The 24,920-nt window shown below is 69.1% G+C and carries 20 protein-coding genes; 11 read left to right on the top strand and 9 right to left on the bottom strand.

What is annotated here, in order from left to right:
* The first annotated feature begins 11 nt into the window (after positions 1-11).
* The gene (locus EV672_RS15320; protein WP_133610764.1) at positions 12-1,076 is read left to right on the top strand and encodes an AEC family transporter; all 1,065 of its coding nucleotides are present in this window, start codon (positions 12-14) and stop codon (positions 1,074-1,076) included.
* Between the two features lie 22 nt (positions 1,077-1,098).
* Here the strand turns inward: EV672_RS15320 and uvrA are convergent, their stop codons facing one another.
* Positions 1,099-6,993 (bottom strand): excinuclease ABC subunit UvrA, encoded by a 5,895-nt coding sequence (uvrA, locus tag EV672_RS15315; protein WP_208110785.1) that lies wholly within the window; start codon positions 6,991-6,993, stop codon positions 1,099-1,101.
* Positions 6,994-7,304: 311 nt separating this feature from the next.
* Here uvrA and EV672_RS15310 point away from each other — a divergent pair, with 311 nt between their 5' ends.
* Both EV672_RS15310 and EV672_RS15305 read left to right on the top strand, forming a co-directional pair.
* Entirely contained in the window at positions 7,305-9,236 is a 1,932-nt protein-coding gene (locus EV672_RS15310) for a methyl-accepting chemotaxis protein (RefSeq protein ID WP_133610760.1), read from the top strand.
* Positions 9,237-9,318: 82 nt separating this feature from the next.
* A complete protein-coding gene (locus tag EV672_RS15305; protein ID WP_133610758.1) occupies positions 9,319-9,774 on the top strand; it encodes a hypothetical protein in 456 nt (151 codons plus the stop codon).
* Between the two features lie 37 nt (positions 9,775-9,811).
* Here EV672_RS15305 and EV672_RS15300 read toward each other — a convergent pair whose 3' ends face one another.
* On the bottom strand, positions 9,812-10,234 hold the full coding sequence (locus EV672_RS15300; RefSeq protein WP_133610756.1) for a universal stress protein: 423 nt from the start codon (positions 10,232-10,234) through the stop codon (positions 9,812-9,814).
* A gap of 158 nt (positions 10,235-10,392) precedes the next feature.
* On the opposite strand from EV672_RS15300, the gene EV672_RS15295 reads away from it, so the two are divergent.
* Complete coding sequence (locus EV672_RS15295; RefSeq protein WP_133610754.1) at positions 10,393-11,313, top strand: alpha/beta hydrolase; 921 nt, start codon at positions 10,393-10,395, stop codon at positions 11,311-11,313.
* Positions 11,314-11,316: 3 nt separating this feature from the next.
* Here the strand turns inward: EV672_RS15295 and EV672_RS15290 are convergent, their stop codons facing one another.
* Positions 11,317-12,207: a metallophosphoesterase gene (locus EV672_RS15290; RefSeq protein ID WP_133610931.1), complete on the bottom strand. Its 891-nt coding sequence runs from the start codon at positions 12,205-12,207 to the stop codon at positions 11,317-11,319.
* Between the two features lie 66 nt (positions 12,208-12,273).
* On the bottom strand, positions 12,274-12,993 hold the full coding sequence (locus EV672_RS15285; RefSeq protein WP_133610752.1) for a UPF0149 family protein: 720 nt from the start codon (positions 12,991-12,993) through the stop codon (positions 12,274-12,276).
* Positions 12,994-13,100: 107 nt separating this feature from the next.
* On the opposite strand from EV672_RS15285, the gene EV672_RS15280 reads away from it, so the two are divergent.
* A complete protein-coding gene (locus EV672_RS15280) occupies positions 13,101-13,532 on the top strand; it encodes a cupin domain-containing protein (RefSeq protein WP_133610750.1) in 432 nt (143 codons plus the stop codon).
* A 39-nt stretch (positions 13,533-13,571) separates the two neighbouring features.
* On the opposite strand, the gene EV672_RS15275 is transcribed toward EV672_RS15280, so the two are convergent.
* A complete protein-coding gene (locus EV672_RS15275) occupies positions 13,572-14,324 on the bottom strand; it encodes a glutathione S-transferase family protein (RefSeq protein WP_133610748.1) in 753 nt (250 codons plus the stop codon).
* 134 nt (positions 14,325-14,458) lie between these two features.
* Here EV672_RS15275 and EV672_RS15270 point away from each other — a divergent pair, with 134 nt between their 5' ends.
* Entirely contained in the window at positions 14,459-15,709 is a 1,251-nt protein-coding gene (locus tag EV672_RS15270) for a polyhydroxyalkanoate depolymerase (protein WP_133610746.1), read from the top strand.
* 13 nt (positions 15,710-15,722) lie between these two features.
* Here EV672_RS15270 and EV672_RS15265 read toward each other — a convergent pair whose 3' ends face one another.
* The 4 genes from EV672_RS15265 to EV672_RS15250 form a co-directional block, all read right to left on the bottom strand.
* Complete coding sequence (locus tag EV672_RS15265; RefSeq protein WP_424923164.1) at positions 15,723-17,666, bottom strand: propionate--CoA ligase; 1,944 nt, start codon at positions 17,664-17,666, stop codon at positions 15,723-15,725.
* Positions 17,667-17,733: 67 nt separating this feature from the next.
* Positions 17,734-17,919: a hypothetical protein gene (locus tag EV672_RS15260; protein WP_133610744.1), complete on the bottom strand. Its 186-nt coding sequence runs from the start codon at positions 17,917-17,919 to the stop codon at positions 17,734-17,736.
* A gap of 23 nt (positions 17,920-17,942) precedes the next feature.
* Positions 17,943-18,878, bottom strand: a complete 936-nt coding sequence (gene lpxC, locus EV672_RS15255) for a UDP-3-O-acyl-N-acetylglucosamine deacetylase (RefSeq protein WP_133610742.1) — start codon at positions 18,876-18,878, stop codon at positions 17,943-17,945.
* Positions 18,879-18,959: 81 nt separating this feature from the next.
* Complete coding sequence (locus tag EV672_RS15250; RefSeq protein WP_133610927.1) at positions 18,960-20,168, bottom strand: class I SAM-dependent methyltransferase; 1,209 nt, start codon at positions 20,166-20,168, stop codon at positions 18,960-18,962.
* Positions 20,169-20,247: 79 nt separating this feature from the next.
* Here EV672_RS15250 and EV672_RS15245 point away from each other — a divergent pair, with 79 nt between their 5' ends.
* The 5 genes from EV672_RS15245 (at position 20,248) to glmU (ending at position 24,883) form a co-directional block, all read left to right on the top strand.
* On the top strand, positions 20,248-21,057 hold the full coding sequence (locus EV672_RS15245; RefSeq protein ID WP_133610740.1) for an SDR family oxidoreductase: 810 nt from the start codon (positions 20,248-20,250) through the stop codon (positions 21,055-21,057).
* A gap of 31 nt (positions 21,058-21,088) precedes the next feature.
* Positions 21,089-21,460 (top strand): dihydroneopterin aldolase, encoded by a 372-nt coding sequence (locus EV672_RS15240; protein ID WP_133610738.1) that lies wholly within the window; start codon positions 21,089-21,091, stop codon positions 21,458-21,460.
* A 33-nt stretch (positions 21,461-21,493) separates the two neighbouring features.
* Complete coding sequence (gene ttcA, locus EV672_RS15235; protein WP_133610736.1) at positions 21,494-22,630, top strand: tRNA 2-thiocytidine(32) synthetase TtcA; 1,137 nt, start codon at positions 21,494-21,496, stop codon at positions 22,628-22,630.
* 15 nt (positions 22,631-22,645) lie between these two features.
* A complete protein-coding gene (locus tag EV672_RS15230; protein ID WP_133610734.1) occupies positions 22,646-23,371 on the top strand; it encodes a DUF4136 domain-containing protein in 726 nt (241 codons plus the stop codon).
* A 105-nt stretch (positions 23,372-23,476) separates the two neighbouring features.
* The gene (gene glmU / locus EV672_RS15225; RefSeq protein ID WP_133610732.1) at positions 23,477-24,883 is read left to right on the top strand and encodes a bifunctional UDP-N-acetylglucosamine diphosphorylase/glucosamine-1-phosphate N-acetyltransferase GlmU; all 1,407 of its coding nucleotides are present in this window, start codon (positions 23,477-23,479) and stop codon (positions 24,881-24,883) included.
* Positions 24,884-24,920: the final 37 nt, after the last annotated feature.

Raw genomic sequence — 24,920 nt, 5'->3', positions numbered from 1 at the left:
CAATCCCGCCCATGCTGGACGTACTCGCGCTGATGGCGCCATTCTTTGGCCTGGTCGCCCTGGGCTGGATTGCCGCGCGCCGGGGCTTGCTGCCGGTCGATGGCATTGGCGGCCTGATGACCTTCGTGCTGTACTTCGCCCTCTCGGCGCTGCTGCTGCGGCTGGCCGCGCAAGGGCGCTTGCAGGCGGGTGCCAGCGCCACGCTGCTGTGGGTCTATGCCGCGGCCAGCCTGGCGGTGATGGGCTTGGGCCTGTGGTGGGCGCGGCGTGCGGGCCTGTCGCGGCGCAACGGCGCGCTGGCGGCCTTGGTCACGGCCTTTCCGAACACCGGCTTCCTGGGCCTGCCGCTGCTGACCAGCCTGCTGGGGCCGGACGCGGCCGGGCCGGTGGCGGCGACCTTGCTGATCGACGTGCTGGTGAGCTGCTCGCTGGCGATGGCCTGGGCGCACTCCCACCCTCATCCGCACCCTGACACACCCGCGGGTGAGTCCGACGACCTGCCGGCGGACCTGGACGCCAACGACCCGGGCCCGCTGGTGGCGCTGAAGCGCTCCCTGCTGGGTGCCTTGCGCAACCCCTTGCTGCAGGCCATGGCGCTGGGCCTGGTGCTGTCCACCCTGGGCTGGACGCTGCCCAAGCCGGTGGACGACATCCTGCGCCTGCTGGGCCAGGCTGCCACGCCGGTCGCCTTGGTGACGCTGGGCGCCATCGTGGCGCGCTCGCAGATGCGGCCCGGTGTGAATGCCAGTGCCGTCAGCGTGCTCGCAGACGTGCCTGCGCAAGGCGTGACGCCTTCCCTGTGGTGGTTGGTGGCGCTCAAGCTGCTGGTGCACCCGGCGCTGGTGTGGCTGGCCGCGGCCGTGGCCGCCGAGCTGGGCCACGCCTTGCCGCACTTGAGCGTGCTGGCCCTGACCCTGGCCGCGGCCTTGCCCTCGGCGGCCAATGTGTCCATGCTGGCCGAGCGCGAAGGCGCGGACACGGCCATGGTGGCGCGCGTCATCCTGTGGACGACGGCCGCGGCCGTGGTCACGCTGCTGCTGTGGTCCAGCGTGCTGCGGGTGCACGCGGCGGTGTGATGCCGCGCGCTGCGGAGCGCCCTCAGCCCGCAGCCTGGCGCTTCAGCACGCCTTTCAGCGCCAGGCCCGTGTGCGTGCCCTTGGCCACCAGCACCGCCGGCGGCCCCTCGGCCACCACCTTGCCACCGCCCGAGCCGCCTTCCGGCCCCATGTCGATGACCCAGTCGGCCTCGGCGATGACGTCGAGGTCGTGCTCGATGACGACCACGCTGTGGCCGCCGTCCACCAGGCGGTGCAGCACGCGGATGAGCTTCTCCACATCGGCCAGGTGCAGGCCCACGGTGGGCTCGTCGAGCACGTAGAGCGTGTGCGGCGCCTTGTTGCCGCGTTTGCCGATGTCGTCGCGCACCTTGCTGAGCTCGGTCACGAGCTTGATGCGCTGCGCCTCGCCGCCCGACAGCGTGGGCGAGGGCTGGCCCAGCGTCAGGTAGCCCAGGCCGACGTCTTGCAGCAGCTTGAGCGGGTGCGCGATGGACGGCATCGATGCGAAGAACTCGACGGCTTCGTCCACCTCCATCTTCAGCACGTCGCCGATGTGTTTGCCGCGCCAGGTGGCGGCCAGCGTTTCGGGGTTGAAGCGCATGCCGTGGCAGCTGTCGCAATGCACCTTCACGTCGGGCAGGAAGGCCATCTCGATGGTGCGGATGCCCTGGCCTTCGCAGTCGGGGCAGCGGCCGGCGCCGGCGTTGAAGCTGAAGCGGCCCGCGGCCCAGCCCCGCGCGCGGGCTTCGAGCGTGTCAGCGAAGAGCTTGCGGATGGTGTCCCAGAAGCCAATGTAGGTGGCCGGACACGAGCGCGGCGTCTTGCCGATGGGGGTCTGGTCCACCTCCAGGACGCGGTCGATGGCGCCCCAGCCGTCCACGCCCTCGCAGCCTGTCCACAACGGTGCGGTGGTGGCGCGCTGCTTGGGCGGGATGGCCACGGCGGCTTGCACATTGGCCAGCAGCACGTCGCGCGCGAAGGTCGATTTGCCCGAGCCCGACACGCCGGTCACCGCCACCAGGCGGTGCAGCGGCACGGCGGCGCTGACCTGGTCGAGGTTGTGCAGCCGCGCCTTGTGCACGTGCAGTTGCGGCGTGTCGGTGGCCACCGGGCGGCGGCCCACGGCCTGGCCGTCCGCGTCCACGCGCAGCGGGTGCTGCATGGGCGAGCGCAGGCAGCGGCCGGTCACCGAGGCCTCGCTGGCCATGATGTCGGCCACCGAGCCCTGGGCCACGACCGTGCCACCGCGCACACCGGCACCGGGGCCGATGTCGATGATGTGCTCGGCGCGGCGGATGGTGTCTTCATCGTGCTCGACCACCACCAGCGTGTTGCCCGACTGGCCGAGCGTGTGCAGGGCGTCCAGCAGCATCTGGTTGTCGCGTGGGTGCAGGCCGATGGTGGGCTCGTCGAGCACATAGCACACGCCCTGCAGGTTGGAGCCCAACTGCGCGGCCAGGCGGATGCGCTGGGCCTCGCCGCCCGAGAGCGTGGGCGCGGCGCGGTCCAGGCTGAGGTAGCCCAGGCCGACCTGCTCCATGAAGCTCAGGCGGGACTTGATCTCGCTGACGATGTCGCGGGCAATCGTCGCTTCGCGGCCGTCGAGCTTGAGCTTCTCGGTCCACTTGCGCGCGTCCTTCACCGACAGCGCCGAGACCTCGGCCACCGACTGCCCACGGCCCGGGCCGACCAGGCGCACGGCCAAGGCCACCGGGTTCAGGCGCGCGCCGTGGCAGGTGCCGCAGGCCGCATCTTCCACGTCGTCCAGCTCGGGCTCGGCGAAGGTTTGCTCGCGGCCCTTGTTCTCCTCGGCGGCGGTGGAATCGTCCATCACCTTGCGCTGCTCTCGCGTCAGCGCCAGGCCCGTGCCCACGCAGTCGGGGCACCAGCCGTGCTTGCTGTTGTAGCTGAACAGGCGCGGGTCCAGCTCGGGGTAGCTGGTGCCGCAGCTCGGGCAGGCGCGCTCGGTGCTGAACACCTTGACGCGGCCCATGTGCAGGGTGGACTTGCCATTCGACAGCGCTTCCGACAGCCCCTCCAGCCCGCTGATGAGGTGGACCACGCCTTTGCCGTGTTCCAGCGCCGTGGCCAGCAGCTCGCGCAGGCGGCCTTCGTTCTCCGGCGTGACGACGACGTCGCCCACCGGCAGCTCGATGGTGTGCTCGCGGTAGCGGTCGATGCGCGGGCCCTTGGCCGTGCCCCAGCCGGCGCTCGGCAGGAACTCGCCGTCCACGCGCAGGTAGTCGAAGCCGCGGGTGGAGGCCCACTTGGCCAGCTCGGTGTAGATGCCCTTGCGGTTGACCACCAACGGCGCCATCAGGCCGATGTGCTGGCCGCGGAAGTCGCGCACCCATTGCGCGGCGATGGCCTCGGGCGTTTGCGGCAGCACGGGGATGGGCTGGCCTTCGGCATCGACGCAGCTGGTGCAGTGCTGGGTGCCCAGCTTGACGTAGAGCAGGCGCAGGAAGTGGTGCACCTCGGTGGTCGTGCCCACGGTGGACTTGCGCCCGCCGCGCGACAGCCGCTGCTCGATGGCCACGGTCGGCGGGATGCCATACACCGCATCGACTTCGGGCCGGCCTGCCGGTTGCACCAGCGAGCGCGCGTAGGCGTTGAGCGACTCCAGGTAGCGGCGCTGCCCCTCGTTGAAGAGGATGTCAAACGCCAGCGTGGACTTGCCCGAGCCCGACACGCCGGTGATCACGTTGAACTTGCCCCGCGGGATGTGCACGCTCAGGCCCTGGAGGTTGTTCTCGTGGGCGTTGACCACCTCGATGGCGTCATGCCCCGGGGCTTTGGCGGCGGCTTCGCGGCGCTGCTTGCGGCGCGCGGCGATCACGGCTTGCAGCGAGGTGCCATCGTCGGCAGACACCTTGGCTGCGGTCTGGGGCGAGAGGTCGTACGTGGCAGGCCGCTCAGCCGCCTTGATGTCAGTGAGGGCGGTGGCCACGGGCGCATCGTCCAGGCCCATGGCGCGTTCGTACTCGCGCAGGGCCACGGCCGTGTGGGTGTCGCCTTGCTTGAGGTCTTCCGGCGCGCCCACGGCCACCAGCTGCCCGCCGCCCGAGCCGCCCTCGGGGCCGAGCTCGATCAGCCAGTCGCAAGCGCGGATGACGTCGAGGTTGTGCTCGATCAGGACGATGCTGTTGCCCGCGTCCAGCAGCTTGGCGAAGGCCCGCATCAGCTTGGCGATGTCGTCGAAGTGCAGGCCCGTGGTGGGCTCGTCGAACATGAACAGCGTGCCCTTGCGCGCCGTGCGCTGGCCCGACTTGGACTTGTGCGCCGCCGCTTCCACCAGGTGGCCTGCCAGCTTGAGGCGCTGCGCCTCGCCGCCCGACAGCGTGGGCACGGGCTGGCCCAGCTTGACGTAGTCCAGGCCCACATCGGCCAGGGGCTGCAGGGCGCGCACCACGTCGACGTCCTGGCCGAAGAGCTTGACGGCCTCGGCCACGGTCAGCTCCAGCACATCCGAGATGCTGAGCTTCTTGTTGAGCCGCTCGATCTGCGCCTCGCGCACCTCGGCGCGGAAGCGCGTGCCGTCGCAATCCGGGCAGCGCAGGTACACATCGCTGAGGAACTGCATCTCGACGTGCTCGAAGCCCGAGCCGCCGCAGGTTGGGCAGCGGCCATTGCCCGCGTTGAAGCTGAAGGTGCCGGCGGTGTACTTGCGTTCGCGCGACATCGGCGTCAGCGCGAACAGGCTGCGCACCGCGTCGAAGGCGCCCACGTAGCTGGCCGGGTTGGACCGCGCCGTCTTGCCGATGGGCGATTGGTCCACGAAGTTGACCGCGCTCAGCCAGTCGGCGCCCAGCAGCTCGTCGTGCGCGCCGGGGCTCTCGGTGGCTTCGCCGAAATGGCGCAGCAGGGCCGGGTGCAGGATGTCCTGGATGAGCGTGGATTTGCCCGAGCCGCTCACGCCGGTCACGCCCACCAGGCGCTGCAGCGGGAAGTCGATGTCGAGGTTTTGCAGGTTGTGCTCGCGCGCCCCTTGCAGGATGAGGCGGGGCGTGGCCTCGGTCACTGTGCGGCGTTGGCCGATGCCGATGCGGCGGCGCGCGCCCAGGTAGGCGCCGGTCAGGGTCTCGGCGTTTTTCAGGTCGTCCGGCGTGCCATCGAAGACGATGCGCCCGCCCTGGTGGCCGGGGCCGGGGCCCATGTCGATGACGCGATCGGCGGCCAGCATCACGGCCGGGTCGTGCTCGACCACCACCAGCGTGTTGCCCGCGTCCACCAGGCGCTGCATGGCCAGGTTGATGCGGTCCATGTCGCGCGGGTGCAGGCCGATGCTGGGCTCGTCCAGCACGAACAGGGTGTTGACCAGCGAGGTGCCCAGGGCCGTGGTCAGGTTGATGCGCTGCACCTCGCCACCGCTCAGCGTGCGGCTTTGGCGGTCCAGCGTGAGGTAGCCCAGGCCGACATCGACCAGGTACTTCAGCCGCGTGCGGATCTCATCGAGCAGCAGCGACAGCGCCTCGGTGTCACCGCGCTTGGCCAGGGTCACGAAGGCGAAGAAGCGCTGCAGCTGCGAAATCGGCAGCAGCATCAGGTCGTGCACGTTCAGGCCGGGCAGGGCCTCGAAGGCCTCGCGCGCCATGCCCGGGTCTGCGGTCACGCCCTTGGGGGCAAAGCGCAGCGCAGGCGCCAGCACCGCATCGGCATCCTCGCGCGAACCCAGGCGCCACAGCAGCGACTCGGTCTGCAGGCGCGCGCCCTCGCAGTCGGGGCAGGGCGTGTAGCTGCGGTACTTCGACAGCAGCACACGGATGTGCATCTTGTAGGCCTTGCTCTCCAGGTACTCGAAGAAGCGCTTGATGCCGTACCACTGCTTGTTCCAGTTGCCCTTCCAGGCCGGGTCGCCGTCGATCACCCAGGCCTTTTGCTCGGGCGTGAGCTGGGACCAGGCCGTGTCCCGCGGGATGGCGGCGTCGCCGGCGTACTTGACGAGGTCGTTCTGGCAGTCGGCCCAGGCGGGCGTTTGCAGCGGCTTGATGGCGCCGCCGCGCAGCGTCTTCTTGCCGTCGGGGATGACCAGGCCGAAGTCCACGCCGATGACGCGGCCGAAGCCGCGGCAGGTCGGGCAGGCGCCTGCGGCCGAGTTGAACGAGAACATGCCCGGCGTGGGCGCGCTGTAGCGGCGGTGGCTTTCCGGGCAGTGCAGGCCGCTGGAGAAGCGCCACAGTTCGGCCTCGCCTTCATCCTGCAGGGCATAGACCGTCACATGGCCGCCGCCGCGCTGGAATGCCAGCTCCAGCGCTTCCATGACGCGGGGCCGGTCCAGGTCGGCGCCACTGGCATCGGCGCCCATGCGGAAGCGGTCCACCACCACGTCCAGGGCCAGGCGCTCGGTGGGCTTGCCCTCGGCATCAGCGCCTTCGACCTTGCGCTGGGCCTGGATGCGCGAGAAGCCGCTGGCTGATAGCCACTCTGCCATCTGCTCGGGCGAGGTGTTGGCGGGCAGCTCGGCCGCGAAGGTCACGACCACGCGCTGGCCACCCTCGTGCTGCGCGCAGCGGCGCAACAGCTCGGCGAACACCGACTGCGGCGTGTCTTCCTGCACCGGCTGGCCGGTTTTTTGATCGAACAGGCGGGCGGCGCGGGCGAACAGCAACTTGAGGTGGTCGTTGAGCTCCGTCATGGTGCCCACCGTGGAGCGCGAGGTGCGCACCGGGTTGCTCTGGTCGATGGCGATCGCCGGGGGCACGCCCTCCACCTTGTCCACCGCGGGGCGGTCCATGCGGTCGAGGAACTGGCGCGCGTAGGCGCTGAAGGTCTCGACGTAGCGGCGCTGGCCTTCGGCGTACAAGGTGTCGAACACCAGCGAGGATTTCCCCGAGCCGCTGGGGCCGGTCACGACCGTCAGCTCACCCGTGCGGATGTCGAGGTCGAGGTTTTTGAGGTTGTGCTGGCGGGCACCGCGGATGCGGATGTCGGACATGAGGGGCCTTGTGACAATGGATCGACGGTGGATCGCTGCAGAGCGGGCAGGGCCAAACATTCTAGGGACTCCCTCCTGCCCCTGCTTGTGACAGACCTCTGACCGAACGCGCCAAGCCGACTCAAGTCGAGCGCAAACCCGCCGATATCGCAGCAGAGGCGGGGCGCTGAGAGGTGCCCTGACGTGGCACACGCTGGCCGTTGGGGCGCCGTGCCGTGTCCACGCATGCGTCCAGTGAGCCCTGACGAGACGCGCAACCCTTGCCCCCCTGTGCGCGGGGCATTGGATTGACAACCTTGTCGAGGTGTTCGATGTCCCAATGGATCGTGAACCTGCCCCTGCGGTTCAAGTTTGTGCTGCTGAGCGTGGTGGCGCTGGTGATGGCGGGGGCGCCGTCGTTCCTGGTGCTCACCGAATCGGTGCAGACCTACCAGGGCCTCAAGCAGGAGCAGTCGGGCCTGAAGCCGGCCATGGGCATGCTCAAACTGGTCCGCCTGACGCAGGAGCACCGCGGCATGTCGGCGGCCATCCTCAACGGCGACAGCAGCAAGCAGGCAGCCCGTGCCGAGCGCCAACAGGCCATCGACGCCCTGTTCATGTCCTTGGGCAATGAGGTGCATGCCTTGGGCCAGTCCGCCATGCAAGACAAGCTCAAGGCGCTGCAGGCCGAGTGGCAGGGCCTGTCGCGGCAGGTCAGCGGCGGCGGGGTGTCCGCCCCGGAGAGCCTGAAGCGCCACACCCACCTGGTGCAGCAATTGCTGGACGCGGTGGAAGACGAGGCGGCCGTCAGCGGCCTGGCCCTGGACGCCGACGCAGCGTCTTACTACCTGATCCGGGCGGCGCTCAGCGACCTGCCCCGCCTGACCGAATCTCTGGGCCTGGCCCGCGCCCGCGGCGTCAGCATGCTGGCGCAGCGCAGCAGCGACCCGCAGCACAGCGCCAACCTGATGAGCCTGCTGGTGTCTGCCCAAGTCAGTGCCCATGACCTTGAACGCGACCTGGCCCGCGCCCGCGAAGGCAACCCGGACGCCGTCGAGGTGTTGCAGGCTCCCGCGCTGAAGGCCCGGGAGGCCCTTGCCCAGGCCAGACAGCTGGCGCAAACCGTCGCCGCAACCGCAGCGGGCGAGTCGATCGCCATGGCACCTTCCCAGTACTTCGACCAGATGACCCAGGCCATCCAGGCGCAATTCGCGCTGAGCGAGCGCATGTCGGCGCAACTCGAAGGCCTCATCGCGGCGCGTGCCCAGGCGAAAGGCCGGGGCGTGGCGTTCACGGCCGGGCTGGTCCTGGCCATGCTGGCGCTGGGCGCGGTGCTGGCCACCTTCATCACCCGCACCACCACGCGTGCCGTGGCCTGCGCGGTGGACGCGGCCGAAGCCCTGGCCCACGGCGACCTCAGCCGCACCCTGGCACAGGACCGCCACGACGAAGTCGGCCAGCTGCTGCAGGCCATGTCCCGCGCCACGGCCGAGCTGCGCCAGACGGTGCTGGGCATCAAGGCCGCCAGCGAATCCGTGGCCACGGCCTCCAGCCAGATCGCCCAGGGCAACATGGACCTGAGCGCGCGCACCGAAAACCAGGCCTCGTCGCTGCAGGAAACCGCCTCGTCGATGGAGCAGATGTCGGCCACCGTGCGCCAGAACGCCGACACGGCCTCGTCGGCCCAGCAACTGGCGCAGCAGGTGTCCGAAGGCGCGGCTCACAGCGGGCGCATCTTCGCGCAGGTCACCGAGCGCATGGAGGCCATCAAGCGCTCCAGCGCCAAGATCGCCGAGATCAACGCCGTCATCGACGGCATCGCCTTCCAGACCAACATCCTGGCGCTGAACGCTGCCGTCGAAGCCGCGCGTGCCGGCGAGCAGGGCCGTGGCTTTGCGGTGGTGGCGTCCGAGGTGCGTTCGCTGGCGCAGCGCTCGTCCGAGGCCGCCCGCGAGATCAAGGTCCTGATCGCCGCAAGCGTGGACTGCGTGGACCAGGGTTACGCCCTGGCCACCGAGACCGGCGAGTCCATCGATACCCTCATCCAGCGCATCCAGCAGGCCAGCGCCTTGATGACGCAAGTGGCCACGGGCAACGCCGAGCAGAGCCAAGGCATTGCCCAGGTCAACCAGGCCGTCACCCTGCTGGACCAGACCACGCAGCAAAACGCCGCGCTGGTGGAGGAGTCCACCGCGGCGGCGGCCAGCCTGAGCGACCAGGCCCAGCGCCTGCAAGTCGCCGTGGGGCGCTTCCGCCTGGCTTGAGCCTGGCCTGGGCAGCGGCGTTGTCAAACTTTCATGCCAAGATCGGCGCATTGCGCGTGCAACGCGTTCACCGGTCTGCCCCATGTTCAAGCGCCTGATCCTGCCCCTGCTCATCCTTGTCGCCCTGGTGGCGGCGTATTTCGCGGCCGTGCTGAACTGGAGTTACTCCAGCGGCGAGCGTGCCGGCTGGGTCCAGAAGTTCTCGCACAAGGGCTGGCTCTGCAAGACCTGGGAGGGCGAGCTGGCGCTGGTGTCCATGCCCGGCGCCCCGATGGAGAAGTTCTTTTTCACCGTGACGGACGACGCCGTGGCCGAGCAGATCAACCGCCGCATGGGCCAGCGCGTGGCCCTGCACTACGAGCAGCGCGTCGGCCTGCCCACCAGCTGTTTCGGCGAGACCCGCTACTACGTCAGCCGGGTGACGCCGGTGGACGACATCTCCCTGTCGCCCGGGGTGGTGGTGCAGCCGCACGGGGCAGGCCGAAACGCAGACCAAAGCGCACCGGCCATCCCGGCCAGCGCAGCGTCCGCGCCCTGACCTGTGCGCCATCCCCCTTGAACAGGGGGGGGTGTGGTCAGCGGACCAGCAGCACCGGCACCTTCGAGGTCGCCAGCACGCGGGTGGCCACCGAGCCGGTGACCAGGTTCATCAGGTTGCTGTGGCCATGCGAGCCCATGATCACCAGGTCGAACTTGCCTTTGTCGGCCATCTTGGCGATGACTTCGGGTGCGTGGCCGATCTTGGACACGTAGGCCGTGGCCAGGTCGTGCTTGGCGGTGAACTTGCGGATGGGCTTGAAGATGGCCTCGGCCGTGTCTTCGTAATAGGACTTGAGCTGGTCGGCCGGGAACATCGACGCGGCGTGCGGCGGGATCATGGGCACCACGGTCAGCACGGTGTACTCGTGGCTGGCGGCCAGCCACTCTTCGTGCGTGACCAGCCAGGCCAGCATGCGCTTGGTGAAGGGGCTGCCATCGACGGGGAGCAGGATTTTCATGGAAGGTCAGGGCCCTGGCGGGCCGATGGTTGAGTGACCGTTCCAGTGTAGGACGGAACCACGGCAAAGGCTTTGCGGTGTGGCAGGTGCTGCCCGGGGTGCATCCAACGTGCGCCCCGCTGCGTAGTGATCGGCATGACCTCTGCCGTGCCCTCGCCATGAACACCTGCGCCCTGGCCACCCCCTTCGTGCTCGGCCTGCTGGCCGTGGCCGTGCCGCTGGACACCACCAGCCTGCTCAACAGCGCCACCGACTGGACGCTGCGACGCCAGGGCCTGTTGGGCGATCGCCGGGTCTCCCAGGCCTACGGCAGCCACGACCGCCAGCGCGCCGATGTGTACCTGCCGCCCGAAGGCCTGCAGGCGCCGGCTGGCGGCTGGCCCATGGTGGTGTTTTTCTATGGCGGCTCCTGGCGCAGCGGCGAGCGGGGCGACTACGCTTTTGTGGGCCGCTCGCTGGCCGCACGCGGCATGGTCGTGGTGGTGGCCGACTACCGCTTGCACCCGGAGGTGCGCTACCCCGAGTTCATCGAAGACAGCGCCCAGGCCGTGGCCTGGGCCTGGCAGCAGGCGGGCGAGTGGCAGGTCAACCGCCGCCGCGTGTTCGTGATGGGGCACAGCGCTGGGGCCTACAACGCCGCCATGGTGGCGCTGGACGCCCGCTGGCTGGCGCAGCACAACTTGCAGCCGTCGGTGCTGGCGGGCTTCATCGGCCTGGCCGGCCCCTACAACTTCCTGCCCTTGCGGGTGGACTCGCTCAAGCCGGTGTTCGGCTTCCCGCAGACGCCGGCAGACTCCCAGCCGGTGCTGCACGCGCATGCGTCGGCCCCGCCAAGCTGGTTGTTCACCGCCGCGGCCGACAGCTTCGTGAGCGCCACGCTCAACACCGACTCGCTGGCCTACCGCTTGCGCAGCGTGGGCGCGCAGGTCGAGACCCGCAGCATGCCGCGCACCTCGCACATCACCCTGGTGGCGGCGCTGGCCTCGCCCATGCGCTGGTTGTCGCCCGTGCTGGACGAGGTCAGTGGCATCGTGGTGGGTGAGCCTCTGGCCGAGCCCGGCTTGCTGACCCAGCCGTGAAGATCACGCCGCCGTGATGGCGGCCATGGGTTTGGCCGCGTGCGCGTCGGGCACCGACAGCACGCAACGCGCCACGAACCCGGCCTGTTCGCCCTTGCCGAAGTAGCCGCGCGGGTTGGCCACGATGCGGCAGGCCCAGGCGCTGCCGTCCTCGCGCTGGCCGCGCACCGTGTGGTCGTTGGGGCAGTGCAGGTGGCCGTGCAGCCAGAGGTCGGCGAAGGGCAGCAGATCGTTGAGTCCGTTGCAGAAGCCCGCGGTGCCTGGCGTGAGGCCGTAGCGCGGGTCGGCACTGTGCAGCGTGGGCGCGAAGTGCGTGACCGCCACGGTGGGGCCGTCGAAGGGCTGCTGCAGGGCCTCGCGCAGCCAGGCCTGGCTCTGCAGGGCCAACGCGCGCAGGTCCTCGGACAGCATGGGCTGGCCATCGCGCAGGGTGCTGTTCTTGCGCAGGTAGAAGTTGGCGGCGCGCAAGGCCTTGTCGAGTGCAGCCATCTGCGCCGTGACGCCATGTTCGCGCACGGCCAGGGCGGCGAAGTCGCTCCACAGCGTGCTGCCCAGGAAGCGCACGCCGTCGATCACAACCGCCTCGCCGTCCAGCCAGGTGATGCCCAGGCGCTCGCAGGTGGCGCGCAGGCGCGGCTGAGCGTCGGCGAACTCGATGCCATCGAACTCGTGGTTGCCGGGCACGAACAGCACCCGTTGCCAGGGCGAGCCCGGCCGCAGCGGCGAGAACTGGCCCAGGCCGAAGTCGGCATCGGCGCGCTCTGCCAGGCGAGAGCCCGCCTGGTAGGAGCCGATGTCGCCAGCCAGCACCAGCACATCGGCGTGTGGGTCGGCCTCCAGCACGAAGTCGGGGTAGCGCTCCAGGTGGAGGTCAGAGGCCAGCTGCAGGCGCAAGCCGGCCACGGTCGGTGCGGACATCGACATCGGCGGAGGTCTCAGGGAACGGGCCTGGGACGGGCCTCAGTTGGCGCCGTGGCACTGCTTGTACTTGCGGCCGCTGCCGCAGGGGCAGGGGTCGTTGCGGCCGACCTTGGGGCCGTCGCGCACCACGGTCTCGACCTTGTGGCGCTGCTCGATGCCGATCTGGGCGAGGTCCACCACGTCGAACACCATGGCCTCGATGCCATCGTCGATGTTCTTCAGCGGGTGCTCTTCGTCCAGGGCCTTGGTCAGGGCCTGCTGTGCTTCGTCCTGCTCGGGCAGGTGGCGCCAGATGGAGTCCAGCAGGTCGGGCACGCCGGGCAGGGCGGCTTCTTCCAGCTGCGGGAAGTTGGCCAGGGCCCATTCGAAGCCGGCGGCCCAGTAGCCCAGGCCTTCCAGGGCGTCCTTGCCCACCGCGGGCTTGCCGTCCTCGTCTTCGATCATCGGGACGATGGGGTCGAACCAGCCTTCTTCCAGGATGCCGCGCAGGATTTCGTCCTTGCGCCGCGTGATCAGCTCGATCAGGCGGTTGTGCTGCGCCTCGCTCCAGTTCGGCACGCCGCCTTCGGGCATGCCGTCGGTGCCGAAGATGGGGGGCAGCCACTGTTCGGGCTCCAGGTGCACGGGCTGGACCAGCACGCCGGCCAGGTAGCCATCGAGGATGACGGCATCGACGGTTTCAAAAGGTGCCGGCACGGCGGCCAGCAGCTCGTCCAGCTCGTTGATGTCGGCGTCGGTCAGGACTGGCGTGTTTTTCATGGATGTCGGCTCGCGTGCACTCGAAAGCTGCATTGTGCCGGGAATGAATCGTGCGTGGCGAGCCTGCGTCAAGGGCTGTGCGCTTTGGGCGCAGAAAGGACGTCACCATGCTGGACACTTCGACCCAGTTTTCCCACCTCAAGGCGGAAGACGCTGTCTGGCGCAGCGATGGGCTGCGCGATTTTTTCCTCTACAAGGACCTGGGCGTGGCCAAAGCCACCCATGGCAAGGTGATCGCGCACCTCGTCAAGGCGAACCATGCCCCCGAAAAGGGCACCGGCTGGCACCGACATGAGGCCGATTTCCAGATCGTCATCATGACCAAGGGCTGGGCGCGCTTCATGTACGAGGACCAGGAAACCCTGGTGAAGGCCGGTGACTGCGTGCACCAGCGCCCCGGCGTGCGGCATTACCTGTTCGACTACTCGCCGGACATGGAGTACCTGGAGATCGTCGGTCCGGCCGATTTCGGCACGGTCGATGTGCCGGCGGTGTGCGACATCCCGCCACCGACGCCGTGGGATGGCCCCGAGGCCTGAATGCTGAGCGGCCTCAGGGCTTCAGGGCCTCAAGGTCGGTCAGAACTCCACGTCCAGCTCGTCGATGTCGGCGGGCTCGGCCTGGGCGCCGCGCAGCCACTCCTGCATCTCGGGCTGGCCGAGCATGAGGTCGCGGTAGGCGGCGCAAACCGGGTCGAGCGGGACGTCGTAGGTGGCAAAGCGCGTGCACACCGGCGCGTACATGGCGTCGGCGATGGTGCGGTGCTGGCCGAACAGGAAGGGGCCGCCGTACTGCGCCAGGCAATCGCGCCAGATGGTGCAGATGCGGTCGATGTCGGCCTGCGCACGCGACCAGACCTTGAACTTCGGGAAGTGGGCGCGCAGGTTCATGGGCAGCGAGGCCCGCAGCGAGGCGAAACCGGAGTGCATTTCGCCGCTGATGGCGCGGCAGTGCGCGCGCGCGGCGCGGTCCGTGGGCAGCAGCTTGGCCTCGGGGCAGACCTCGTGGAGGTACTCGGCCAGGGCCAGGGTGTCCCACACGTGCACGCCTTCGTGCACCAGGCTGGGCACGAGGATGGACGAGGACAGCAGCAGGATCTCGGCCCGGGTGGAGGGGTCGTCCGGTGGCAGCACGTGCTCTTGGAAGGGCAGGCCGGCAAAGCGCACCAGCAGCCAGCCGCGCAGCGACCACGACGAGTAGTTCTTGCTGGTGAGCGTGAGCGTGGTGCCGCTCGACACCGACGCAGCGGGCTTCGCGGCGCCGACCTTCGAGCTCGGGGCCTTCTTCGCGGCAGCGCGCGTCTTCACGGCGGGTGGGGCAACGGTGGCCATGGTGTCTCCGGCGGGTGGGGTTCTTTGTCATGCACGTGCAAGGTGCGTGCCACGGTGGTGCCTTGCATCAAGGTGGCTCGCAACTTGCTCACACAGACGCATCCCGTCGCTGGACGACATCCCAAGAGACGCTCATGCTGTATGCCGCCTACGAGACCCACCAAACCGCCATGGCGCCTTGGCGGGCTGCCGCCCGTGGCCTGGCCGACACCCTGCACCGCCTGCTGCCAGAAGGACCGGTGCAGTCCAGCATCGAGGAGCTGATGGCCGGTGGCGTGGTCGCGCGCAGCGTGCTGGCCTCCTGCGAGGTTTTTGCGCGCCTGGCGCTGACCCACCACCGCCCGGCGTTCGGCATCGCCAGCGTGTCCAGCCAGGGCCGCGAGTTCGAGATCGTCGAAGAGCAGGTCATGCGCACGCCATTTGGCACGCTGCTGCGCTTTCGCAAGGAGGGCGCGCCCGAGCAACCGCGCGTGCTGCTGGTGGCGCCCATGTCAGGGCACTTCGCCACGCTGTTGCGCGACACCATCCGCACCCTGCTGCAAGACCATGACGTTTACATCACCGATTGGCACAACGCCCGCGACGTGCCGCTCAAGCACGGCGTGTTCGGTCTGGACGATTACACCGATCACCTCATCCAGTTCCTGACCCGCATGGGGCCGGGCGCGCACCTCATGGCCATCTGCCAGCCCTGTGTGGCGGCGCTGTCGGCCACGGCCCTCATGGCGCAGGACGGCCACCCCGCGCAGCCGCGCAGCCTGACGCTGATGGCCGGCCCCATCGACTGCCGCGTCAACCCGACCGCCGTCAACGAACTCGCCACCAGCAAGCCGCTGAGCTGGTTCGAACAGAACCTGGTCCACACCGTGCCGTGGACCTTGCGTGGCGTCGGCCGGCGCGTCTATCCCGGCTTCGTGCAGCTGTCGGCCTTCGTGAGCATGAACGAGGCCCGCCACCGCCAGGCCTTCCAGGACATGCGTCAGCGTCTGGCGGCCGGCCTGTACGACGAAGCCAAGCCCACGCAGACCTTCTACGAGGAGTATTTCGCCGTGGCCGATTTGCCCGCCGAGTTCTACCTGGAGACCGTGGGCAAGGTCTTCCAGACCTACGACCTGCCGCGTGGCAGCCTGTCGTGGCGCGACACGGTGGTGGACCCCAGCGCCATCCGCCGCACGGCGCTGATGACGGTGGAGGGCGAGCGCGACGACATCTGTGCGGTCGGGCAAACCGTGGCCGCGCAAGACCTGTGCACCGCGGTGCGGCCTTGCTGGCGCCAGCACCACGTGCAGACCGGCGTGGGCCACTACGGCGTCTTCAGTGGCAAGCGCTGGCAGCGCGAGATCTACCCGCGCGTGCGCGACCTCATCCACCAGACGGCGGTCTGAGGTCAGCGCCGGTTCAGCGCAGCACCGCGTCCTGAAGCTGCTGGATGGCGGTCGGGTCCTCGATGGTGGTGAGGTCGCCGGTGGCGCGGCCCTCGCACACCGCCTGGATGGCGCGGCGCAGCAGCTTGCCCGAGCGCGTCTTGGGCAGGGCGTTGACGAAGTACACGCGCGAGGGCCGGCCCACCGCGCCGATCTGCTGGTCCACCGTCTGCATGATCTCGGCCTCCAGGGCCTTGCGTCCGGCATCGTCGGCCACGCGGCTGGCGTCTCTGACGACCACGAAGGCGCGCGCCACCTGGCCCTTGAGCTCGTCGGCCACGCCCACCACGGCCACCTCGGCCACGGCGGCGTGTGCGCTCACGGCCTCCTCGATTTCGCGGGTCCCCAGGCGGTGGCCGGCCACGTTGATGACGTCGTCCGTGCGGCCCAGGATGAAGTGGTGGCCGTCGGCGTCACGCAGGCCCCAGTCGAAGGTGTTATAGACCGGGCGGTTGGCGAAACTGCTCCAGTAGGTTTTGACGAAGCGGGTGTCGTCGCGCCACACGGTTTGCAGGCAGCCCGGCGGCAGCGGGTACTGCAGCGTCAGCACGCCCTTCTGGTGGGGCTCAGTCAGCTCCTCGCCCGTCTGGTCATCGAGCAGGCGCACGTCGTAGCCGGGCATGGGGAAGCCCGGTGAGCCCAGGCGCGTGGTCAGCGAGGGGTCGATGCCGCGTGGCACGCTGAGGATGGGCCAGCCCGTTTCGGTCTGCCAGTAGTTGTCGATGATGGGTTTGCCGATGGCGTCCCCGATCCACTTCGCGGTGGGCTCGTCCAGCGGTTCGCCGGCCAGGAAGAGGTGCTTGAGGCTGGAGAGGTCGTGGCGCTTGAGGCAATCGGGGTCTTGCTTCTTCAGCACCCGCACGGCCGTGGGCGCCGAGAACATCACGCTGACCTTGTGCTTCTCCACCAGCTGCCACCAGATGGCGGCATCGGGGCGGATGGGCAGGCCTTCGTAGATGATGGTGCTCATGCCGGCCAGCAGCGGGCCATAGACGATGTAGCTGTGGCCCACCACCCAGCCGATGTCGCTGGTGCAAAAGAAGGTTTCGCCGGGTTGGCCGCAAAAGAGCTGGTCCATGCTGGCGGCCAGGGCCACCGCGTAGCCACCGGTGTCGCGCTGCACGCCTTTGGGCTTGCCCGTGGTGCCGCTGGTGTAGAGCGTGTAGCTGGGGTGGGTGGCTTCGACCCACACGCAGGGCACGACCTGGTCCATGACCTCGCTGCGCGCCTGTTTGTAGTCGATGTCACGGCCTTCGACCAGGCCGGCGGGCGACAGGCCGCGGTGCACCAGCACGACCTTGTCCACCTTGTGCTTGCTGATGTGCAGGGCCTCGTCGAGCAGGGGCTTGTAGGGGATGACCTTGCCGCCGCGCGAGCCGGCATCGGCCGAGACGATGACCTTCGGCGTGGCGTCTTCGATGCGGGTGGCCAGCGAATGGGCCGCGAAGCCGCCGAACACCACCGAGTGGATGGCGCCCAGGCGCACCGTGGCCAGCATGGCGATCACGGCCTCGGGGATCATGGGCATGTAGATCAGCACGCGGTCGCCGCGGCCCACGCCCTGGGCACGCAGCACCGCGGCCATGCGCTGCACCTCGACGAAGAGCTGGCCGTAGCTCAGCGTCTGCTCGGTGCAGGTTTCGGTGGAGACGAAGATGAGCGCCGGCTGGTCCGGGCGGTGGGGCACGTGGCGGTCCACCGCGTTGTGGCACAGGTTGAGCTGGCCGCCGACAAACCACTCCGCGAAGGGCGGGTTGCGGGTGTCGCACACGGTGTGGAAGGGGCGGTGCCAGTCGATGCGTTGCGCCTGTTCGCGCCAATAGGCGTCGCGCTGCCGGATCGAGCGCGCGTGGAAGGCCGGGTAGTTCATGGAACCGTTTCCCACCATCACAGTGGGCTTGTTTTTGTTACGGTCCATGCTAGGGCTCACCCTGCCCCATGAACAGGGGGCTATCCCCCGGTCTGCGGCGCGCGCTGGTGGGCGCTCAGATGAAGACGGCCGCCCGCTTGAGGACGAGCAAGCCGAAAAAGCACAGGCCCAGCACCACGCCCCATTTCAGGCACAGCATGGCGCGGGTTCGCCACTGCGCCTGGCCGGTGAGGGTGAACACGGCCATGTTGAGCAGGAAGGCCAGGGCCAGACCGACGGCCAGGAAGCGAAAGAGCACCATGGTTGTGCGGGGCCTGACCGGGCTTACCAGGCCGGGGCCAGCTCGGCCATGCCGCGCGGCGCCTTGCGCTCGTCCTCGAAGCTCACGACCTCGAAGGCGTCGGGCTGGGACAGCAACTCGCGCAGCAGCTTGTTGTTGAGCGCGTGCCCCGAGCGGAAGGCCGTGTACGAGGCCAGCAGCGGGTGGCCGGCCACGTACAGGTCGCCGATGGCGTCGAGGATCTTGTGTTTGACGAACTCGTCGTCGTAGCGCAGGCCGTCGCTGTTGAGCACGCGGTAGCGGTCCACCACGATGGCGTTGTCCATGCTGGCGCCCAGGCCCAGGCCGCGCGAGCGCATCATCTCGACGTCCTTGGTGAAGCCGAAGGTGCGGGCGCGGGCGATGTCCTGCTTGTACTTGCCGCTGCTGAAATCGAACTCGACGCGTTGGCCGGTCTGGTCCACCGCGGGGTGGTCGAAGTCGATCTCGAAGGCGAGCTTGTAGCCGTGGTGCGGCTCCAGCCGGGCCCACTTGAGGTTGCGGCCTTCGCCCTCGCGCACTTCCACCGGCTTGAGCACGCGCAGGAACTTCTTGGGTGCCTTCTGCAGTTCGATGCCGGCGCTTTGCAGCAGGTACACGAACGCAGCGGAGGAGCCGTCCAGGATGGGCACTTCCTCGGCGGTGATGTCCACGTAGAGGTTGTCCAGCCCGAGGCCGGCGCAGGCCGACATCAGGTGCTCGATGGTGTTGACCTTGGCCGCGCCTGGGTCGCCACCCGGCGAGATGGTGGTGGCCATGCGCGTGTCGCAGACCGATTCGGCGCGCACGGGGATGTCCACCGGCTGGCTCAAATCCACCCGACGGAAGACGATGCCGGTGTCCGGTGCGGCGGGGCGCAGGGTCAGCTCGACACGCTGGCCGCTGTGCAGGCCCACGCCCACGGCGCGCGTCAGGGATTTGAGGGTGCGTTGTTGCAGCATGACGCGAATTATCGCTGCGGCGCAGCAAGCGCGCGAGAGCTTTTGCCGATGGCCCTCATGCACGGCGCCAATGGCGGGCGTTCACAGCGTGTGGGTGCGGTCGCCGTGGGCAAAGCCGATGGCCTCGAACCAGGGCCCTTTGACGAAGCCGATGACCTTGAAGAGCTCGCCCATTTCGTGCTCGGCCACCAGCATCTGCAGGGCGACGCGGGATTGGATGTCGGCGGCGTTGCTGGCCTGGCCGGTGCGCGCCAGGGCCTCGCCCAGGCCGCAGTTGGTGAGGAAGCGGCCCTGGCTGCAGTAGCCCAGCACCTCCCAGCCAGCCTCCTGCCCGGCCAGGGCGATGCCGGTGAAGTTCACGTGCGCGGTGATGTCCTTGTCGCCGACCATGGCCAGCGGGTCGGCGTCGGCCGTGTGGGCGTGGTGGCACATCAGGGTGCCGCCGTGGCGCTGCGGCAGGTGGTACTCGGCCTCGGGGAAGCCGTAATCCAGGAAAAAGGCCGCGCCGCGCACCATGCGTTGCGCCAGGGTGGCGACGAAGGCCTCGGCCTGGCCGTGCGTTTCGGTGACGGTGCCGGGCGGGTAGGCGCTGTCGGGGTGCTCGGTGGGCGGGCGCACGCCCTCGGGGGCCGGGCGGTCGGCCCAGGCGAAGGTGGGGTGCGGGGTGTCGCCTTGGGGCGCCAAGGCCACGCCGCGCTCCTGCCAGCGCGCGCCATCCCAGCTCAGCAGGTGCACGGGCATCGCGTCGAGCACCTCGTTGCCGACGATGACGCCCGACATCGCCTCGGGCAGGCTGTCGGCCCAGATCACTTTGTGGACGAGGCTGGGGTGCGCTTTCAGCAGGCGCTGGTGCTGGCGGTCGCGCAGCGAACCGGACAGGTCCACGATGACGTAGCGCTGGATGCGGTCGCCCAGCTCGCCCAGCAGCTGCTCGGCCAGGGCGCCGGTGCCCGCGCCGAACTCCCAGACCTCGTCGGTGCCGGTGGCGTCCAGGGCCTGCAGCACTTGGCGCGCCAGCACCTCGCCGAACAGGGGCGTGAGTTCGGGTGCGGTGACGAAGTCGCTGCCGTCTTGCGGGCGCTGGCCCAGCACGCGCCGCCCGCCGCTGTAGTAGCCCAGGCCGGGGGCGTACAGCGCCAGCTCCATGAAGCGCTCGAAGCCCATCCAGCCACCGCGCTCGCGGATTTCATGGGCGATCAGCTCGGCCAGAGGGTGCGCGGTGACGGGCGCGGCCACTACACTGTGGCCCTTGTCGCTGGACGGGTGGGTGGATGGCGTGGTGCGGTTCATGGCCGCATTGTGTCGGAAGGCGCAGCCCACCGGTGACCTTGCCGCGAGCGCTTCCGAGAACCAAGCCTTGAATGCATCCATGAACGACCTCTTGCCCTCCGGCGCACCGGCGTCATCCGAGCCCGGTGTCCGCGTCGCACTGGTGACGGGTGCTGGCAAGCGCCTGGGCCGCGAGATCGCCTTGTGCCTGGCGGGTCAGGGCTGGGACGTGGCTGTGCACTGCCGCGCCTCGCGCACCGAGGCCGATGCCACGGCTGCCGACATCCGCGCCCTGGGCCGCCGCGCCACCGTGCTGTGCGCCGACCTGGCCGACGAGGCCGCCACCCGCACCCTGGTGCCCGAGGCCGTGGTGGCGCTGGGTCGCCTGGACGCGGTGGTCAACAGCGCCTCGACCTTCGAGTACGACAACGCCGCATCCTTCAGCTACGCGATGCTGGAGCGCCACCTGCGTGCCAACACCGCGCCGGCCATCGTGCTGGCGCAGATGCTGGCCGAGCATGTCAGGGCGCGGCAAGGCGAAGGCCCAGGCGACGGCGCGGTGGTCAACCTGCTCGACCAGAAGCTGTGGAACCCCAACCCGGACTTCATCAGCTACACCCTGTCGAAGGCCGCGCTGGAATCGGCCACGACCTTGCTGGCCCTGGCCCTGGCGCCCGCCGTGCGCGTGGTCGGTGTGGCGCCCGGGCTCACGCTGAGCAGCGAATGGCTGCAGGGCGAGCAGTTCCAGCAGGCGCACACCCTGTCGCCTCTGGGGCGCTCCTCCACCCCGCAGAACGTGGCCGCGACCGTGGCTTTCGCGCTGAGCAACCGCTCGATGACCGGCACCACCCTGCTGGTCGATGGCGGCCAGCACCTGCAGCGCTTCGAGCGTGATTTTTCGATGATGTGAACCCGGTGAGAACCGGCAAAGAGGACCGACCATGTCCCTGACCAAAGGCACCCAGACCCTCAGCCTCACCGGCCTGCGCTTCGACGCCAGCCTGGGCGTGCTCGACCATGAAATCAACGCGCCCCAGCCCATCATGGTCGATGCCGACCTGAACATGGGCAGCCAGCCCCTGCTGCCGCGCGACGATGAAATCCTCAACGTGCTGGACTACCGCAAGGTGCGCACCATCATCATCGAGGAGTGCACCGCGGTGCACATCAACCTGCTGGAGACGATGATCGGCAAGGTCTGCGACCGGCTGATGGCCTTGCCCGGCGTGCAGGGCGTGCGCGTGAAGATTGCCAAGCTCGAAATCTTCGACGACTGCGAAGTGGCCATCCGCATGGAAACCGGTCAGTGGTGACAGCGGGGCCCACATCGGCGAAAATGGAGGGTTATGAGCCAAGCCAACGCCCCCCTGCCGTCCTTCTTCAACGACACGCCGTCTGCCGACCCTGCCCGCCGCGCGGCCGACGCGCAGCTGTTCGCGCAGGCCGCCCTGGCCGTTGAAGCCGCGGCGGGCGTGCCGGTGGCCGAAGCCGCCTTGCACGCCGCCGAGCGCGCCGAAGCGTCGCAGGCCCAGGCCCATGCCCAGGCCGAAGACGCCGCCCGCGCCAAGCGTCACGCCTTCGAGGTGAACAAGCTCAGCAAGCGCCTGCACCGCGAAGTGGGCCAGGCCATCACCGACTTCCACATGATCGAAGACGGCGACAAGGTGATGGTGTGCATGTCCGGTGGCAAGGACAGCTACGGCATGCTCGACATCCTGATGAACCTGCAAAAGCGCGCCCCGATCAGTTTCGAGATCGTGGCCGTCAACCTCGATCAGAAGCAGCCGGGCTTCCCCGAGCACGTGCTGCCCGAGTACCTGACGAAGGTGGGCGTGCCTTTCCGCATCGAAGAGCAGGACACCTACAGCGTGGTCAAGCGCGTGGTGCCCGAAGGCAAAACCACCTGCTCGCTGTGCTCGCGCCTGCGCCGCGGCATCCTCTACCGCGTGGCCACCGAGCTGGGCTGCACGAAAATCGCGCTCGGCCACCACCGCGACGACATCTTGCAGACGATGTTCATGAACATGTTCTTCGGCTCCAAGATGAAGGGCATGCCCCCGAAGCTGGTGACCGACAACGGCGAGCACGTCGTCATCCGCCCGATGGCCTATTGCCGCGAGAAAGACCTGGCCACCTACGCCGAACACCGTGAATTCCCCATCATCCCGTGCAACCTCTGCGGCAGCCAGGAAGGCTTGCAGCGCCAGCAGATGCGCGAGATGATCAACGACTGGGACACCCGCTTCCCCGGCCGCGTGGACAACATGTTCACCGCGCTGGCCAACATCGTTCCCTCGCACATGATGGACCGCAGCCTCTACCCTTTCACCACGATCAAGGCCACCGGCGCACCCGTGCCGGGCGGCGACATCGCCTTCGACGAAGACGAGGCTTGTGGCGACACGCCGGGTGCCGCATCGGCTGGCCTGCCCGGTGAAGCCAGCGTCTCGCTGGCCTCGCTGCGCATGCGCAAGGCAGACTGAGCGATGGGCCTGCGCATGGCACACCCAGGCATCCTGCGCAGCTTTCTGCGCGGGTGCATGCGCGGGTTCGTGCGCTGGCTCATGCTGCTGTGCGTCGTCTGCGGTGCGGCCTGGCTGAGCGGCTGTGCCGCCACCTCCGTCACCAGCCAGGTGCAGAGCTTCGGCCAGTGGCCCCCTGGGCGCAAGGCGGGCACCTTCGTGTTCGACGTGCTGCCCTCGCAGCAGGCGCCCCAAGCGCCGGGCGCGGTCTCGCAAGACAAGCTCCAGGCTGCGGCCCTGCCAACGCTGCAATCCCTGGGCTTCAGCCTCCTGTCACCCGACCAGGCCGAGCGCGCCGACGTGTTGGTGCAGCTGGGGCTGGCCGTGCGGGTGGAGCCGCGGCTGCGTTACGAGCCTTATGGATCTCATGGACCGTTCGGGCCCTGGGGCCTGTTCCCTCCGGGTGCCTATGCCTACCCCCACGGGCGCTCGCCGCATCACTGGCGCGGTGGCTCGGTCTGGTGGGGCCCGGGGTGGGTGGCCTCGATGGAGCCGCCCTGGGTCACTTTGCGGGTGAGCGTCATCCTGCGCGACCGCCGCACCAGCCAGGTCTTGCACGAAGCCCATGCGTCGCACGACCGCCTGGGCGCGGTGGACGAGTCGGTCCTGCCCTACCTGTTCCGGGCGGCGCTCCAGGGCTTCCCCGACGCGCCCCCCGGCCCCCGGGTGATCGACGTCCCCTTGCCGCAGGATGCGCCTTGAGCCTGGCCAGGCCTGGTGCGGCGCATGGCATGCTCCGGGGTTTGTCACAGACCTTGTGCATCGTTCCCCAACCCTTTGACATTCTCAGGATCAGGCAGGAGTTCCATGTCGCTTTCGATCGTCATCATGGCCGCGGGCAAAGGCACCCGCATGAAGTCCGCGCGCCCCAAGGTGCTGCACAAGATTGCCGGCCGGCCCATGCTGGCCCACGTCATCGGCACGACCTCGACGCTGCACGCGCAGCAGCAGGTGCTGATCACAGGCCACGGCGCCGACATGGTCGAGGCCGACATGGCCAAAGCCTTTCCCGAGGCGCCGCTGCGCTTCGTGCGCCAGGAGCCGCAGCTGGGCACAGGCCACGCCGTGCAGCAGGCCGTGCCTGTGCTGCCCGATGAAGGCATCACGCTCATCCTCAATGGCGACACGCCGCTGATCCAGGCCAGCACGGCGCAGGCCCTGGTCGATGCCTGCGGCGGCGACAAGCTGGCCCTGCTGACCATCACCCTGGCCGACCCCACCGGCTATGGCCGCATCGTGCGTGACGCCTCGGGCGAGCGCGTGCTGGCCATCGTCGAGCACAAGGACGCTTCGCCCGAGCAGCGCGCCATCCGCGAGGTCTATACCGGCATGATGGCCGCGCCCACGGCCCGCCTGAAGGGCTGGTTGTCGCGCCTGACGAACGACAACGCCCAGGGCGAGTACTACCTGACCGACGTGGTCGCGATGGCGCAGGCCGAAGGTCTGGCCGTGGTGGCTGCGCAGCCCCAGGACGAGGTCGAGGTGCTGGGTGTCAACAGCCCGGCGCAGCTGGCCGAGCTGGAGCGCCGCCACCAGCTGGCGCAAGCCACCACGCTGATGGAGCAGGGCGTGCGCCTGGCCGATCCGGCCCGCTTCGATGTGCGCGGCACCCTGCAATGCGGCCGCGACGTGGACATCGACGTCAATTGCGTCTTCGAAGGCACCGTGACCTTGGGTGACGAGGTCCGCATCGGCGCGAACTGCGTCATCCGCAACGCCCGCATCGACGCCGGCGCCGTCATCCACCCCTTCACCCACATCGATGGCGACAAGGACGGTGTGACGGTCGGCGAGGGCTCGCTGGTCGGGCCGTTCGCGCGCCTGCGCCCGGGGGCTCAGCTGGGCCGCGAGGTCCACATCGGCAACTTCGTCGAGGTCAAGAACAGCACGCTGGCCGATGGCGCCAAGGCCAACCACCTGGCCTACCTCGGTGACGCCACCGTGGGCGAGCGCGTCAACTACGGCGCGGGCAGCATCACGGCCAACTACGACGGCGCCAACAAGCACCGCACCGTGATCGGCCAGGACGTGCACGTGGGCTCGAATTGCGTGCTGATCGCGCCCATCACCCTGGGCGATGGCGCCACCATCGGCGGTGGCAGCACGCTGAGCAAGGATGCGCCGGCCGGCCAACTCACCGTGTCGCGCGCCAGGCAGGTGTCTCTGCCCGGCTGGCAACGGCCGCAAAAGCACCCCAAAAAGCAGGGCGGCTGAGGCCGCAGCGGGGTTGACGCGGTCGCATTGGCCCTAC

The sequence above is a fragment of the Aquabacterium commune genome (assembly GCF_004362855.1).
Classification (GTDB): Bacteria; Pseudomonadota; Gammaproteobacteria; order Burkholderiales; family Burkholderiaceae_C; genus Aquabacterium; species Aquabacterium commune.
Note: the sequence above shows the minus strand (reverse complement) of the source record. Positions and strands in the feature narration are given on the sequence as shown.